The sequence below is a fragment of the Streptomyces sp. SX-6 genome, from assembly GCF_059089585.1.
On sequence record NZ_JBTHHU010000006.1, the window covers coordinates 73,193 to 88,456 of the forward strand.

14 protein-coding genes are annotated in these 15,264 nt (G+C 71.6%); 6 read left to right on the forward strand and 8 right to left on the reverse strand.

What is annotated here, in order from left to right:
• The first annotated feature begins 117 nt into the window (after window positions 1-117).
• Window positions 118-537 carry a VOC family protein gene (locus tag ACV530_RS09420; protein WP_494331857.1) on the forward strand — a complete coding sequence of 140 codons (420 nt, stop codon included), beginning with the start codon at window positions 118-120 and terminating at the stop codon, window positions 535-537.
• A gap of 1 nt (window position 538) precedes the next feature.
• On the opposite strand, the gene ACV530_RS09425 is transcribed toward ACV530_RS09420, so the two are convergent.
• From ACV530_RS09425 to ACV530_RS09435, 3 genes are all read right to left on the reverse strand, one after another.
• On the reverse strand, window positions 539-1,204 hold the full coding sequence (locus ACV530_RS09425; RefSeq protein ID WP_494331858.1) for a YoaK family protein: 666 nt from the start codon (window positions 1,202-1,204) through the stop codon (window positions 539-541).
• Window positions 1,201-2,646 (reverse strand): amino acid permease, encoded by a 1,446-nt coding sequence (locus ACV530_RS09430; RefSeq protein ID WP_494331859.1) that lies wholly within the window; start codon window positions 2,644-2,646, stop codon window positions 1,201-1,203. Before ACV530_RS09430 ends, ACV530_RS09425 begins: the two co-directional genes overlap by 4 nt.
• Before the next feature lie 89 nt (window positions 2,647-2,735).
• Window positions 2,736-5,069: a GH92 family glycosyl hydrolase gene (locus ACV530_RS09435; protein ID WP_494331860.1), complete on the reverse strand. Its 2,334-nt coding sequence runs from the start codon at window positions 5,067-5,069 to the stop codon at window positions 2,736-2,738.
• Window positions 5,070-5,184: 115 nt separating this feature from the next.
• Here ACV530_RS09435 and ACV530_RS09440 point away from each other — a divergent pair, with 115 nt between their 5' ends.
• Window positions 5,185-5,904 carry a (2Fe-2S)-binding protein gene (locus ACV530_RS09440; RefSeq protein ID WP_494331861.1) on the forward strand — a complete coding sequence of 240 codons (720 nt, stop codon included), beginning with the start codon at window positions 5,185-5,187 and terminating at the stop codon, window positions 5,902-5,904.
• On the opposite strand, the gene ACV530_RS09445 is transcribed toward ACV530_RS09440, so the two are convergent.
• The 4 genes from ACV530_RS09445 to ACV530_RS09460 form a co-directional block, all read right to left on the reverse strand.
• Entirely contained in the window at window positions 5,892-6,131 is a 240-nt protein-coding gene (locus ACV530_RS09445) for a hypothetical protein (RefSeq protein WP_494331862.1), read from the reverse strand. The genes ACV530_RS09440 and ACV530_RS09445 overlap by 13 nt on opposite strands.
• Window positions 6,128-6,421 (reverse strand): hypothetical protein, encoded by a 294-nt coding sequence (locus tag ACV530_RS09450; protein ID WP_494331863.1) that lies wholly within the window; start codon window positions 6,419-6,421, stop codon window positions 6,128-6,130. Before ACV530_RS09450 ends, ACV530_RS09445 begins: the two co-directional genes overlap by 4 nt.
• A 32-nt stretch (window positions 6,422-6,453) precedes the next feature.
• A complete protein-coding gene (locus tag ACV530_RS09455; RefSeq protein ID WP_494331864.1) occupies window positions 6,454-8,379 on the reverse strand; it encodes a transglycosylase domain-containing protein in 1,926 nt (641 codons plus the stop codon).
• Between the two features lie 115 nt (window positions 8,380-8,494).
• A complete protein-coding gene (locus tag ACV530_RS09460) occupies window positions 8,495-9,022 on the reverse strand; it encodes an AAA family ATPase (protein ID WP_494331865.1) in 528 nt (175 codons plus the stop codon).
• Between the two features lie 131 nt (window positions 9,023-9,153).
• Here ACV530_RS09460 and ACV530_RS09465 point away from each other — a divergent pair, with 131 nt between their 5' ends.
• Together ACV530_RS09465 and ACV530_RS09470 are read left to right on the forward strand one after the other, a co-directional pair.
• On the forward strand, window positions 9,154-9,945 hold the full coding sequence (locus ACV530_RS09465) for a hypothetical protein (protein WP_494331866.1): 792 nt from the start codon (window positions 9,154-9,156) through the stop codon (window positions 9,943-9,945).
• Window positions 9,942-10,472, forward strand: a complete 531-nt coding sequence (locus ACV530_RS09470) for a SixA phosphatase family protein (protein ID WP_494331867.1) — start codon at window positions 9,942-9,944, stop codon at window positions 10,470-10,472. Before ACV530_RS09465 ends, ACV530_RS09470 begins: the two co-directional genes overlap by 4 nt.
• A gap of 7 nt (window positions 10,473-10,479) precedes the next feature.
• On the opposite strand, the gene ACV530_RS09475 is transcribed toward ACV530_RS09470, so the two are convergent.
• On the reverse strand, window positions 10,480-11,058 hold the full coding sequence (locus ACV530_RS09475) for a PAS domain-containing protein (RefSeq protein ID WP_494331868.1): 579 nt from the start codon (window positions 11,056-11,058) through the stop codon (window positions 10,480-10,482).
• Window positions 11,059-11,210: 152 nt separating this feature from the next.
• Here ACV530_RS09475 and ACV530_RS09480 point away from each other — a divergent pair, with 152 nt between their 5' ends.
• Together ACV530_RS09480 and ACV530_RS09485 are read left to right on the forward strand one after the other, a co-directional pair.
• Entirely contained in the window at window positions 11,211-14,351 is a 3,141-nt protein-coding gene (locus ACV530_RS09480) for a bifunctional cytochrome P450/NADPH--P450 reductase (RefSeq protein ID WP_494331869.1), read from the forward strand.
• 91 nt (window positions 14,352-14,442) lie between these two features.
• Window positions 14,443-15,261 carry a class I SAM-dependent methyltransferase gene (locus tag ACV530_RS09485; protein ID WP_494332026.1) on the forward strand — a complete coding sequence of 273 codons (819 nt, stop codon included), beginning with the start codon at window positions 14,443-14,445 and terminating at the stop codon, window positions 15,259-15,261.
• Window positions 15,262-15,264: the final 3 nt, after the last annotated feature.

The window sequence follows — 15,264 nt, forward strand, 5'->3', positions numbered from 1 at the left end:
CAATGATGCACGACGTATAGGCAAAGGAACCGGAAAGACGGCCTAGGACCAAAGACGGACCGGGCGGAGCACGGAGGTCGGAGGAAACCTGCTCGCCGCTCGTGCAACTGTGGCCTCATGAACAACACCTGGCCCGACCATCTCGCCGTCGGCGCCGTGCGGTTCGCACGGCCCACGGCCCGTTACGACGACGTGCTGACCTTCTACCGGGACCACCTCGGCCTCCCCGTGCTCGCCGGCTGGCGTGACCACGCGGGCTACGACGGCGTGGTCTTCGGGCTGCCCGGCGCACCGGTGCAGATGGAGCTCACCCAGCACGGCGAGCCGCCGCGGATCCCCGAGCCGAACCCGGAGAACCAGCTGGTGCTCTATCTGCGCGGGCCCGAGGCGAGGGACGCGGTGGTGCGGCGCCTGGAGGAGCACGGCCACCGTCCGGTCGAGGCCGCCAACCCGTACTGGCCCGACCATGGTGCGGTGCTGTTCGAGGACCCGGACGGCTGGGTGGTCGTCCTGGCGCCGTGGGTCTTCGGCTCGTAGCTCAGGAGCGCCCGCGCGAGGCCACCGCGTAACCGGCCAGCACGGCCAGTATTCCGCCCGCCCACGCGATCAGGCACGCGGCGATGCCGCAGACGCGCAGCAGCCACGCACCCGCGAACGCGCCCACGATCAGCAGGGAGACCGTCGCCACGCGCCGTCCCGCGTGGGGGTTCGCCCCGCCGGCCAGGCTGGACTCGGAGACCAGGCCGGTGAGGGTGCGGGTGATCACCGTGGTCGTCATGTCGGGGAAGGCGATGCGCCATACGGTGGCGTTGCGGCAGCCCAGCGCCAGGGCGAGCGTGGCGATGAGCCCGAAGCGGACCCCGGATCCGCCCCCGGCCGCCGAGGCGACGGCCGCCGCCACCACGGCCCCCGCCGTCTCCACCGCGAGGGCCGCGCTGACCCAGCGCCGCCGGGAGCGCAGGTGCACGGCCAGCCGGCCGCCGAGCACGGCCCCGAGGACGAAGCCTCCCAGCGCGACCGCGGAGGCGGCCATCGAGAATCCCGGGGTGCGCGCGGCGGCGAACCCCAGGATCAGCACGTTGCCCGTCATGTTGGCCGTGAAGACGCGGCCGAGGCCGATGAAGCTCACGGCGTCGATGAATCCGCTCACCACGGTCAGGCAGCCGAGGACGACCGGCACGAGGGGGCCGTGCTCCTCGCTCACTCCAGCGGGATCCCGCGGGCGTCCGCGTGGGCCAGCTCGGAGTGCCGGTAGGAGTACGAGAAGTACACCGCCATGCCGATCACGAACCACACCGCGAACCGCACCCACGTCTGCCACGCCAGATAGGTGATCAGCCAGATCGACGCCGCCACCCCGATCCCCGGCACCACCGGCACCCACGGGCAGCGGAACGCGCGCGGCAGGTCCGGGCGCTTGTAGCGCAGCACGATCACCGCCGTGCACACCACCGCGAAGGCCAGCAGGATGCCGATGTTCGTCAGCTCCGCCGCCTCCCCGATGGGGACGAACCCGGCGAGCGCCGCGGACACGACGCCCACGATCCACGTGACCCGGATCGGCACGTGCCGCGTCGGATGCGTCTTCGCGAACCACTTGGGCAGCAGCCCGTCGCGGCTCATGGCGAACCACACACGGGTGACTCCCAGCATGAACGTGAACATGACCGTGAGGATGCCGATGATCGCGCCGACCGCGATGACGTCCGCGAGGCCGCCCAGCCCCACCGACTTGAAGGCGGTGGAGAATCCGCTCGCCTTGTCGATGTCCTTGTAGTTCTGCATGCCGGTCAGCACCAGGCAGGCCAGGACGTACAGCACCATCGACACCGCGAGCGAGTAGAGGATCGCCTTCGGCATGTGCGTCTGCGCGTCCTTCGACTCCTCCGCCGCCGTGGACATGGCGTCGTACCCGAACACGGCGAAGAACACGGTGGCCGCGCCCGTGAAGGCGCCGCTGATCCCGAAGGGGAAGAAGGGGTGGTAGTTGGCGGTGCTGATGTGGAAGAAGCCCACCGCGATCACCACCAGCACCACCAGCACCTTGAGCCCGACGACAATGGTCTCGAAACGGGCCGCGTTCTTGATGCCGAGCGTGAGCAGATAGGCGATCAGCAGACACAGCACCGCCGCGAAGATGTCGAACCGGTGCCCGTGCCCGGTCCCCGGCGCGCCCAGCATCCAGGCGGGCAGATGGGCACCCGTCTCCTTGAGCAGGAAGTTGACGTAGCCGGAGATGCCGATCGCCACCACCGAGACGATCGCCGTGTACTCGAGCAGAAGGTCCCAGCCGATGAACCAGCCGCCGATCTCGCCCAGTACGGCATAGCCGTAGGTGTAGGCGGAACCGGCACGCGGGATGAGGCCCGCGAACTCCGCGTAGGAGAAGGCGGCCGCCGCGCTCGCGACGCCCGCGATGAGGAACGAGACCAGCACGGCCGGTCCCGCCGTGCCGTTGGCGATCGTGCCCGCCAGGCTGAAGATGCCGGCGCCGATGATGCCGCCGACGCCGATGGCGGTCAGCTGCCACAGGCCCAGTGTGCGGGTCAGCCGTGCGGCGGGACCGCCGCCCTCGGCCGTCTCCGCTTCCTCGATCGTCTCGATCGGCTTGCGGCGCAGGATGCCGTGGCCCGGTCTCAACACCATCGCGGTCTCCTCTCGTCGACGCTGACGGCCGATCATCATTGCCGACCCCGGACCGTGACGGAAGACGCCGCCCCGTGCCGATCGGGCGGTCAGCCGATGGTCGGCACCTGTGCCCCGCGCTCCGTGCCCCAGCGCGACGGCGCGGCGCCGACCCCGAAGTCCAGCCGCTCGCCCCGGCGGATCGCCGCCGTCGTCAGCCACGTCCCGTCCCGCCGGTCTCCGTCGAGCCGCACCTTCTGCACGTAGCGGTTCACCGCCGACGTGCCCGGCGCGGTCACGGTGAAGTGCCCGTTCGGATACCAGCGCCGGTCCAGGCGCAGGTCGACACGGTCGAAGACGGGCGTGCTCAGCCCCCATACGTCCGTCCCCGGCTGCACGGGATACAGGCCCACGGCCGAGAGCACCATCCACGCGGACATCGTGCCCAGGTCGTCGTTGCCGGTGATCCCGTCCGGGGCGTCGGTGAACAGGGTCAGCGCCGCGTGCACCACGTCCGCCGTCTTCCACGGCCTGCCGGTGGAGAGATAGGTGTACGGGGCGATGAGGTCCGGTTCGTTCTGGGGGTTGTACTTGTCGGCGTTGTAGTAGGCGTAGGGCCCGCCCACCCACACCCGGCGCGCCGTGCGCGCGGGGTCGGCGAGCAGCTTGTCGTAGGCGAAGAAGGAGTCCAGCCGCCGGTCGGCCGCCTCCCGGCCGCCGATCAGCCGCACCAGGCCCGGCATGTCCTGGGGCACCAGCCACTGGTACTGCCACGCCGTGCCCTCGTGGAAGCCCGGGCTCTTCGCCGGGTCCGCGGAGCCGGTGAACGCGCCGCGCACATCGCGCGGGCGGAAGAAACGGGTGCTCGCGTCCAGGATCGTGCGGTAGTTGCGCGACCGCGCCGCATAGCGCTCCGCGTCCGCCCGGTGGCCGAGCCCGCCGGCCATCCCCGCGAGCGCACCGTCGGCGAGCGCGTACTCGAGGGTGGCCGAGGCGCCCTGCTCGAAGTCCGACTCACCCGGCTTGCGCCGCGGGTCACGCGGCACCAGCGGGACGTAACCACCTTGCGCATAGGCCGCGTTGGCGTCCCGGCCGACCGCCGGCGAGTCGGCCGGGGGCACCCCGTCCGCGTTCTTGCGCAGCGCCCGGTACGCCTCCTCCTCATGCCCCGCCAGCAGCCCCTGCCGGTAGGCGTTGGTGAGATACGGCGTCACCGGGTCGCCCGTCATCACGTTCGTCTCGACCGTGGCATAGCCCCACTTGGGCAGCCAGCCGCTGTCGGCGTCGACCCGCAGCACGGACAGCGCCATGTCCCGCGCCTCGCGCGGCGCCAGCAGGGACAGCAGCTGCGCCTGGGTGCGATAGGTGTCCCACAGCGACCAGTTCTGGTAGTACGTGAAGCCGTCGGCGCGGTGTACCCGCTGGTCCCAGCCCCGGTAACGGCCGTCGACGTCGTCGCCGACGGCGGGGGAGAGGAACGCGCGGTAGAGCGAGGAGTAGAAGCTCCGGCGCAGCGTCCCGCTCCCGCCCTGGACCTGTACGCCGCCCAGCCGCTCCGTCCAGGCGTGCCGCGCCGCCTCGGCCGTCTCGTCGAAACTCCCCTCCTCCGCCTGGAGGTTGCGCTCGGCGCCGCGCTCGTCGACCCAGCTGACCGCGGTGACGGCCTCGACCTGCCGGTCGCGGGTCGTGTCGAAGCGGACCCAGGCACCGCTCCGGCCGCCCGCCCCGGCGGACGCCCGGGCGTCGTCGGTCACCTGCTCGCCCTCCCAGGTGCCGAAGTCGCTGAAGGGGCGGTCGAAGCGGGTGACGGTGTGGAGCGTGTACGGCCGGGTGTCCTGGCCGCAGAAGCCGCGGCCGGTGACGGAGGCGACGACCGTGCGGTCGTCGACGACCTCGATGCTGCTGGAGACCGCCTTGTGCAGGGACTGCCCGGCGTTCAGCAGGACGTTGGCCCGCTCGGTGGGGGGAAAGGTGTAGCGCTGGTGCCCGGTGCGGGCGGTCGCGGTCAGCTCGGCGGTGATGCCGCCGTACGAGCCGAGCCGGACCCGGTAGTAGCCGGGACGGGCCGTCTCGTCGCGGTGGCTGAACTCGGCCGCGTACCGCGCGTAGTCCGTCTCCGTCACCGCGCCCGTGGTCGGCAGCACGGGCAGGTCACCGCCGACGGCGCAGCCGACGCCGGACAGGTGCACGGTGCTGAAGCCGCGGACGCGGTTGTCCTTGTAGTCGTAGCCGGTGGCGTGCCCGGTGTCCGGGGAGAGCTGCACCATGCCGAACGGAACCGCGGCACCGGGGAAGGTGTTGCCCTCGTTCGCGGTGCCGATGAACGGGTTCACCAAAGCGGCCGGGTCCTCGGGCGCGGCGGCCGGCCGCCACGGTACGAGCGCGGTGCCGCCCAGGACCGCCGCCAGGGCGAGCGCGAGTGCGCCGGTGCGTCTCCGTCTCATTCCCGGGCCGCCCTTCACCGATGCGATCGATGCGCTGACTGCGCTGACAATGTGCTGACATGGTTACCACGGAGGCCGCGGTCTTCCGGTGATGCGGCCGGGGAGCGGAACCGGCGTGTTGTTCGAACAACTGATGGACCGAAGGGCCCGCTCCACGATGCACCTGAGCGAACTCACCGCTGTCGGACCCTTCTTCGCCCTGCGCACCGGCGAGCCGCCCGGGCCCGGCTTCCTGCCGCTCACGCAGGCCGTACCACTTCGTGTGGCGACCGTCGCCGAGCGGCTGGGGACGGACGACCGGCGCGTGGCCGCCTCCATCGCCTACCAGGGCATCGCCGGGCGGCTCCTGTCCGTCGCCCTCGGCTCCGCCGTGCTGACCGGGCACGTACCCGGCCTCACGGCCGACGGACTGCGCTGGCACCCGGCCCGCACCGCGCCGGACGACCTCTGGCTGCCCCGCCCGGAGGCCCTCCCGGCCGGACCGGACATCGTCTTCGAGTGTCTCGTGCCCCTCCACGACGCCACGCGCGCGGTGGTGCCGGTCTCCTCGCAGGTGCTGTGGGGCAACGCGGGCTCGGCGCTGGCCGGTGCGCTGCGCGTCCTGCACACCTGGTGCCGTGAACAGGGCCGCCCCGAGGACGCCTCCCGCGCGCTCCGCCTCGCCCGGGCGCTCCTCGCGCACCCGCTGCTGCGGGACACCGGGACGCTGCGCACCGACGGGAGCCCGTCCTTCGTACGCCGCACCTGCTGCCTCTACTACCGCGTGCCCGCGGGTGGCATGTGCGGCGACTGCGTCCTGCGCCATCCGCCGCGCGCGGGCGCTCAGCCGACGTAGGTGAGCTGCACCAGCGTGATGGTGTCGGCGCCGATGAGGATGACCCCGGCGACGTGCCCGCTCGCGATGGTGCGGAAGACGCCGTCGTCGATGCCGTAGGGCGCCGAGTGCGTCTTGGGGTCGACGAGCGCGTCGAGCAGGCACACGGCGAGGTCCCGGCGGGCCTCGCCGGGCAGGGCGCTGTAGGTGAGATGGACGACCGGGTCGAGGTGAAGCCGATAGGTCACGCGGCGCCTCGCGTCCCGCCGAGGCGGTTGCGGAGCTCATCGGGACCGACCTCGAGCAGCGAGGCCTCGTACTCGGCGGGCAGCTCGCCGTGCTCCTGGTAATGCGCCCGCAACTGCTCGATACGGGGCCGTTCCGCCTCGATCGTCTCGATGAAGCGGATCCATCTGCCGAGGAGTTCGGGAAGCCGGTCGACGGAGGTGAAGTGGACCTCCTGCATGAACGTCTGCCGCAGATTGGGGTGGGGCAGATGATGGGAGATGCTGTCGATGGTCCAGGGTTCGGTGCTCATGCTGTCCTCCCGCTGGGCGGCCCGGCCGAAGCCTAGCCTGCCACGCCCATGTAGTCGCCCCAGATGCGGGCCGGGAACGCGTTCCCGCGCTCGTCCTTCTTCCCGCCGACGTCCGACATGGGCAGCAGCTGCGGCGTGTCCGGCTTGGCGCGGAACATGGCCACGGCCGTGGACAGTTCCTTCGTGGAGCCGACGAACCACGCCGACTTCAGCCGGTCCTGGTCGCCGGTCCGGCCCGCCACGAACGGGCCGACGCGCTTCACCGCCTCCGCGTCCATGTCCGTACGGCTCTGCGCACCGCTCTCCCGCAGCACGCCGGAGACCTGCGACGCCACGCCGTCGTCCAGGGCCTGCCGCACCGGCGCCCGGTCGAAGTCCTGGACGGGCTCGCCGTCCTTGAGCAGCATCGTGACCGAATAAGGGGCGCTCTGCAGGCCCTGGTTGACGAACGTGCCGTAGGCACCCGCCATGCGGATGGCACTCGGCGTCGACGTGCCGACGGGGAAGGTCTGTTCCAACTGCGCCATGCTGTCCTTCAGCAGGCCGGCACCGACGGCCGTGTCCCGCACCTTCTCCAGCCCCACGTCGTGGCCCAGCCGCTGATATGTCGCGTTGCCCGAGGAGATCAGGGCCCGGCGCAGGGTGGGGTGCGAGTCGTCGGACCTGCCGTCGCCCGGAGCGCCGTCCTCGTGCACGTTGCCGTCCTCCCCGTAGAAGCTGTCGGGGGTGAAGTTGTGCTTGCCGTCCCCGCGCTCGAGGGCGGCCGCGAGCACGAAGGGCTTGAACGCGGACCCGACGGGGACACCGGAGGTGTCCGCGTTGTTCGCGAAGTGCCGGGTGGCGTCCGGGCCGCCGTACAGGGCGAGCACCGCGCCGTCCGACGGCCGTACGGACGCCGCGCCGACCTGGACATCGCTGTCGGAGGCGGGACGTTTCTTTGGATCGATCCCGCGGGCCAGCACGCCTTCGACGGCCTTCTGCAACTGCTCCGTCTTCTTCCGGTCGAAGGTCGTGTGAATGCGGTAGCCGCCGTGGGCGAGATCCTGGTCGGTGATTTTGGTGCGCTGCTTGATGTATTTGTTGGCCACGTCGACGAGATAACCGATCTGCCCGTCGAGACTGGTGGAGTTGAACTGCTTCCGGGGCTCCGGGAATTTCTGGTACTTGTCGCGCTCCGACGAGGACATCAGTCCTGTCTTGACCTGCCGGTCGAGAATCCACTTCCAGCGCTTCACCGCACGCTCGTGGTTGTTCTCACTGAGCGCCGGATCGTACTGCTCCGCGCCCTTCAACAGCGCGGCCAGCAAAGCGGACTGACTGGGGTCGAGCTGCCGCGCGGGAATCCCGTAGTAGGTCTGGGCCGCCGCCTCGATGCCGTAGGCGCCACGGCCGAACCAGCTCGTGTTGAGGTAACCCTGGAGGATTTCCTCCTTGCTCTTGCGCTGGTCCAGCTTCAGGGAGATGACGAACTCCTTGACCTTCCGGGTCACCGTCTGGTCCTGGGACAGATACGTGTTCTTCACGTACTGCTGGGTGATGGTGGAGCCGCCCTGGGTCTCCTTCCCCTGCACCATGCTCACAATGGCCCGCGTCAGTCCCTTGAGCGAGACCCCGGAATCCCGGTAGAAGGTCTCGTTCTCCGCGGCTATCACCGCGTTCTGCGCCGCCTTCGGAACATCCGACAGCTGCACGGTGTTCCGGTTCACCGGCCCGACGTTCACCATGTGCGAACCGTCCGCCCAGTAATAGGCGTTGGCCTCCTGCTGCGCCGCGACATTCTCGTTGGGTATTTTCACGCTGACGTAGACATAGGTGAGCAGGGCGCACACGCTGCCCACGCAGAACGTGAAGGTCCCCAGCAACAGCCGCCACGACGGGACCCAGCGGCGGAACCCGCGCCGGCCCTGCCGCGGATAGTCGATGAATCGTTTGCGTCGCTTATGCCGGTGCGTGCTCATGGTCCTCATTGCGTGTGGCTGGGCAGCAGCTTCTCACGTTCTGATCGGTTCGTGAACAGAGATGCACCAGGCCGGGGCAGTGGTTGGCCGGTTTGTATGAGCGTTTGATGACAGCTCAGCACAGAGCGTCCGTGACGAACCGGACCCGCTCCTCCACGGACGCGCGGGGGAGCGGTACGAGTTCGTAGCCGTACTCCGTGTACGTCCGCACCATGGACCGGTACGTCCGCTCGGCCACCTCCGGGGACTGGCGGCGTTCCTCGTCCTGGACGTAGATCTCCGGCCAGGGCGGGGCGATGAACACCCGCCGGTGGTAGCGGAATTGCCGTGCGGCGGCGTCCAGGTGGTCCGGGATGGGCCGGCCCTCCAGGCGGAGATAGCCCACGATGTCCGGAATGCCGCGGTCGAAGACGACGGGTGACTGGTGCTCCTCGGCGATCCGGAGGGAACGAAGTTCCCAGCAGAGCATCAACTCCGCGAAATGGTCCGGATCGACCCAGGGCAGTGCGCGCCCTCCGATGGCCGTCTGGTCCTGGATGACGCCGCGCCCGGCTTCGTGCGACCGCGAGAAGCCCGTCTGCTCGAGGCGGTCGATGAGGGTGCTCTTGCCGGATCCGGGTCCTCCGGTGATCACGACGATCATGCCTGCCCTCCCTTGGGGATGATGCACGGTTGATCACTCGATTGTCACAGGGGTCTCGGCGGCCTCGAAGGGGGCGCGGTTGTCGTGGCGCGGCGGTGGCGGGACACTGGAGTGTGTCTGGACTGAATGGCATGCGCGTGCTGCCCGTGGGGCGGCCCGAACCCGAGACGGTGCTGCGCATCACCGAAGCCCGTACGCGGCGCCGGATGGAGATCGAGCCGGGGAGCCGGCGTCCCCTCCGGATCGTCGTCGGCGGCGCCGTCGAACCGTCCGGACTGCGGGTGCGGCTGGTCGCGGATGTCCTCGCCCGCACCGTGGAACTGTACGGCGGGCAGGTGTTCCTCGGGATCGTGCGTCCCGGTGCCGGGCAGGAGACGTTCGAGGCGCGGGCGGCGGCACTGGGCATCCGCCCGCCTTTGGCGGCGGGGCCGCCGGAGGAGGTCGCCCGGGCCCTGGGCGGTCCGGCCGACCTGCAGGTCGCCACGGGGGAGGGGGCGGACACGCCCGAAGCCGTCGTCGAGGTCGGGGAAGTGGAGCCCTACGACCGGCCGGGCCCCGCCGGTCTCGACGCGTCGGCCCTGCGCCTGGCGCTGCTCGCACACCCCTACCGCGAGCCGGTCCGGCTCACCTTCGGCGAACTGGCCGACGCACAGCAGACGTTGGTGCGGTGGCGGCGCGCGGTGGCCGGGTGGGCGCAGGCGCCGTCGAAGCCGATGTGCGCCGAGGTTCTGGGCACGGCCCTGGCGGGCCTCATGGACGACCTGGGTACACCGGCCGTCCTGGACGCCCTCCGGCGGCTCGAGCAGGACCCGGAACCGCCCGCGGGGTCCAAGTTCGAGACGTTCGGCTATCTCGACCGGGTCCTCGCGCTCGACGTCGCCTGCGACGTGGGCCGTACGGCCGGACCGGGGCAACGGCCGTGACGCCGCGGCCCCGTCGCCGGCTGGTCGTGCTGCGGCACGCCAAGGCCGCCTGGCCGCCGGACGTCGCCGACCGGGACCGCCCGCTCGGCCCGCGGGGCCTGCGGGACGCCCCGGCCGCCGGACGCTGGCTGGGCGAGACGGACTGCCTGCCCGATCTCGTCCTGTGCTCTCCCGCCCGGCGCACCCGGCAGACCTGGGACCTGGCGGCCGCCCAGCTGGGCGCCCCGCCGCCCGTGCACCACGATGCGCGGCTCTACCACGGCGGGATACCCGGGCTCCTGGAGGCCGTCCGCGAAACCCCGGACGACATCGGGACATTGCTGGTCATCGGACACAACCCGGACCTCCAGGAGCTGGTCCTGGAGGTCGCGGGCGAGGCGGTCGGCGACAGCCTGGAACGGGCGGAGACCAAGTTCCCGACCGCCGCGATCGCGGTGCTGACCTGGCACGGGTCCTGGACGGATCTGCGGCCCGGCGGGGCACTGCTGGCCGAACTCGCCGTCCCGCGCGGGAAGAAGCGGGAGTGACGGACCGTCACTCGGCCGCCGCCGGAGGCCACTGCCCCGGTCGCAGCACGCCGAGGACGTACGCCTTGGCCACCAGCGCCGTCCGGTTCGGCACCCGCCAGCGGCGGGAGAGGCGGGTCAGGTGGTAGTTGACGCCGTCCACGGTCAGGCCGACCGCCTTGCCGATCGCGGCCGTTGTCGCCCCGGCCGCCGCCAGCTCGAGGATCCGGCCCTCCACCGCACCGACCTCCGCCGCCGGCCGGGGCGGTACGGACTCGTACGGGCGCAGCACGGCCAGCAGCAGCGGATACACCGGTGACGGATCGCCGACGAGGTCGATGAGGAGCTCGCCCTCGAGCTCGGCCCCCTGGCCGCCCGCCGGCCAGCACACCTCGATCCGGTAGCGGGACCGGCGCCCCATGCGCAGGGCCTGCACCAGCCGGTCGAGCTGGGCGGCCGAGCGGGGGCGGAAGAGCTCCTGCAGATTGCGGCCCGTCAGCCGGCCCGGGACCGTGCCCCACTCCGCGGCCATGGCCGGATTGGCGACCGTGACCTCACCGTCCGCACGGCAGACGGCGATCGGGGTCGGAAGCCGGTCGAGTAACACGAGGAAATGGTTACGCCATGTGTAATTCTCGTCGCGGTTCACCGCCGGTAACTCTTCTCCCTGTGCGCGCAAGAGCGAAACGCCGCCGTCCACTGCACAATCATGCAGTCCCCGCCCCCGGCGGCCCGGACCGGGGCGGTCAGGCTGGGGACATGACCGCAACGAACCGGAAGTCCGCACACATCCCGATCGTGGACGTGACCGCCACCGGACTGACCGCCACCCCCCTCCAGCAGGCGATGGGACTGGCCCGCCGCCACGGCCCCGTCTTCCGGCGCCGGCTGCACGGCACGGACCGGCTCTTCGTCAGCTCGCTGGACCTCGTCGCCGAGCTGGCCGACGAGGAACGCTTCACCAAGCACGTCGGCCCGGCGCTGGAGAACGTCCGCGAGTTCACCGCCGACGGACTGTTCACCGCCTACAACGACGAGCCCAACTGGGCCAAGGCGCACGACATCCTGATGCCCGCCTTCGCCCTCGGCTCGATGCGCACCTACCACCCGGCCATGCTGCGCGTCGCCCGGCGGCTCATCCGCTCCTGGGACGCGCACCTCGAACGCGGCGAACCCGTCGAGGTCGCCGAGGACATGACCCGGATGACGCTCGACACCATCGGACTGGCCGGATTCGGCTACGACTTCGAGTCGTTCGCACGCCCCGAGCCGCACCCCTTCGTCAGCGCCATGGTGCGCTGCCTGGAGTGGAGCATGAACCGGCTCGGGGACGCCCCCGACGAGGACCACACCGCCGAGGACGAGGCGTTCCACGGCGACGCGGCCTTCCTCGCCGCCGTCGTGGACGAGGTCATCGCCGCCCGTACGGCCACCGGCGACACCCGCACCGACGACCTCCTCGGCCTGATGCTCGGCGCCCCGCACCCCTCCGACGGGGCCCTCCTCGACCCGGCCAACATCCGCAGCCAGGTCATCACTTTCCTCATCGCCGGGCACGAGACGACCTCCGGCGCGCTGTCCTTCGCGCTCCACCACCTCCTCAAGGACCCCGTCGCGCTGCGGCTCGTCCAGCAGGAGACGGACGAACTGTGGGGCGACACCGAGGACCCCGAGCCGTCCTTCGAGGACATCGGGAAGCTGCGCTGGACCCGGCAGGTGCTGGACGAGGCGCTGCGGCTGTGGCCCACCGCCGCCGCGTTCACGCGCGAGGCCCGCGAGGACACCCTCCTCGGCGGCCGCTACCCGGTGCCCGCCGGGGAAGGCATCACGATCCTCGCCCCGATGCTCCACCGGGACCCCGTCTGGGGCGACAACCCCGAGCTCTTCGACCCCACGCGCTTCTCGCCCGAGGCCGAGGCGGCCCGATCGCCCCACGCGTACAAGCCCTTCGGAACCGGAGAACGCGCCTGCATCGGACGGCAGTTCGCGCTGCACGAGGCCGTCATGCTGCTGGGGATGCTCGTCCACCGCTACCGCCTGATCGACCACGCCGACTACCGGCTGCGCATCAAGGAGACCCTGACCCTCAAGCCCGACGGCTTCACCGTCGGCCTCGCCCGCCGCACCTCCGCCGACCGCACCCGCGCCGTCCTCCCGCGCTCGTCGGCCCGCCCCGAGGCAACTCCCGCGAGCGCGGGCCCGACCCGGGTCCGGCAGGGCACCGGGCTGCTGGTGCTGCACGGATCCAACTACGGCACGTGCCGCGAGCTGGCCCACGGCCTCGCCGACGAGGCCACCCGCCTCGGCTGCGACGCCACCGTCGCGCCCCTCGACGCCCACGCGGGCGAACTGCCCGACGGCACCGCCGTGGTGATCGTCGCCGCCTCCTACAACGGCCGCCCCACCGACGACGCGGCCGCGTTCGTCCAGTGGGCCGAGCAGGCCGCGCCGGGCGCCGCATCCGGCGTCCCCTACGCGGTGCTCGGCATCGGCGACCGCAACTGGGCCGCCACCTACCAGCGCATACCCGCCCTCCTCGACGAGCGCCTCGAGGCCCTCGGCGGCACCCGGCTGCTGCCCCGCGCCGAGGCCGACGCCTCCGGCGATCTCGGCGGCGCCGTCGACCGGTTCACCCACGCCCTGCGCGCCGCCCTGCTCGAGCGCCACGGGGACCCCGCGAGCGAAGGCGCCCCCGAGGCCCCCGCGGACGGCCCCGCGTACACCGTCACCGAGATCACCGGCGGACCGCTGACCGCCCTCGCCGCCCGGCACGGCATGCGGCCGATGACGGTCACCGAGACGTACGAACTCACCGACCCCGCCCACCCGCGCACCAAGCGCTTCGTCCGCCTCGCCCTCCCCGACGGCGTCACCTACCGCACCGCCGACCACCTGACGGTCCTCCCCGCCAACGACCCGCACCTCGTCGAGCGCGCCGCCAAGCTCTTCGGCCTCGACCCGGACACCCTCCTCGCCGTCCAGGCACGCCGCCCCGGCCGGGACACCCTCCCCGTCGACCGCCCCCTGGCCGTGCGCGAACTCCTCACCCACCACCTGGAGTTGCAGCAGCGCGCCACCGCACGCCAGCGCGAGACCCTGGCCGGGCTCAACCCCTGCCCGCCCGAACAGGCCGCCCTGCGCGCGACGGGCGACGACGACCCGCGCACCGTACTCGACCTGATCGAGGACCACCCCGCCCTGCACGGCGCACTCGGCCCGGCGGCCCTGCTCGACCTGCTGCCCCCGCTGCGCCCGCGGCACTACTCCGTCTCCTCGTCACCGGCCCGCGACCCGCGCCACGTCGACCTCATGGTCTCGCTGCTGGAGACCCCGTCCCGTACGGGCACGGGCTCGGGCCACCTCTGCCGCGTCCGCCCCGGCGACACGGTCCTCGCCCGCGTCCAGCCGTGCCGGGACGCGTTCCGCATCGACCACGGGGACCCGGCACCGGTCGTCATGGTGGCGGCGGGCACGGGCCTGGCCCCCTTCCGCGGCACCGTGGCCGACCGCACCGCGCTCGCGGCCTCGGGCACCGAACTCGCCCCGGCGTTGTTGTACTTCGGCTGCGACGCCCCCGGTGCGGACTTCCTGCACGAGGCCGAGCTGCGCGCGGGCGCGGTGTCTGTACGCCCGTCGTTCAGTCAACGACCCGGCCCGGAAGGCCCGTTCGTCCAGCACCGCATCGCCGCCGAGGGCGACGAGGTGTGGGAGCTGCTGCGGGCCGGGGCACGGGTGTACGTGTGCGGCGACGGCAACCGCATGGCCCCCGGCGTGCGTGCCGCGTTCCGCGAACTGTACGCGGCGCGCACGGGAGCGGACGAGCAGGCCGCCGAGGCGTGGCTGCGCGAACTCACCGACGCCGGACGGTACGTGGAGGACGTCTACGCGGCGGGTGCCTGACATGTCCGGGAGCCTGAGGCTCAACAGATGGGGTGAAGATACGGCTTCACGCCAGTAAACACCCGACCGTATCCATAGGGTCCATGGCGTGATGACTGTCAAGCCCGAGCTGACCGGCCTGCCGGAGACCCTGCTGTGGACCCTGTGGAACCGGGCCTGTGAAGCACAGCGCACCGACGCGGTGCTGGACGATCCGATGGCCGGGGAGCTGATCCGAGCCGTCGACTACCCCTTCGAACAACGGCTGGGCCCTCCGCACCCGCTCTTCTCCCAAGTGCAGGGCCTGCGTTCGCTCACCTTCGACCGAGCCGTCCGGCGGTACACGGACCGGTATCCGGAAGCGACCGTCGTCGCGCTCGGCGAGGGCCTGGAGACCGGCTTCTGGCGCGTGGACAACGGGCGGCTGCGCTGGCTGAGCATCGACCTTCCCGAGGCCGCGGAACTGCGGTGCGCGCTGCTGCCGGACCATCCACGGGTGCGGACCCTCGCCCGGTCCGCCACCGATCTGCGTTGGCTGGACGAGATCGAGGCCCCGGAGAAGGGCGTCATCGTCACTGCGCAGGGACTGATGATGTACCTGCACCCTGACGAGGTGAAGGGGATCATCGCCGCGTGCGCCGAGCGGTTGCCCGACGGGGCGATGGTCCTGGACTCGATGCCCCGCTGGATGACCCGGCTGACCCGTGAGGGCAAGATCCGCATCGGCAGGCTGGCCATCCCGCCGATGTACTGGTCGATGGCGCCCGGCGAGCGCCGCGCGCTGTACGAGGTGCATCCGCGCATCGCGGGGGTGAGGGCACTGACCATGCCCCGCGGCCGCGGGATGACGGGCCGGTGGATCCAGTACCAGCACCGGGTGCCGCTCTTCCGGTCCATCTCTCCCGCGGTGACATTCCTTCAATTCGTCTGAACC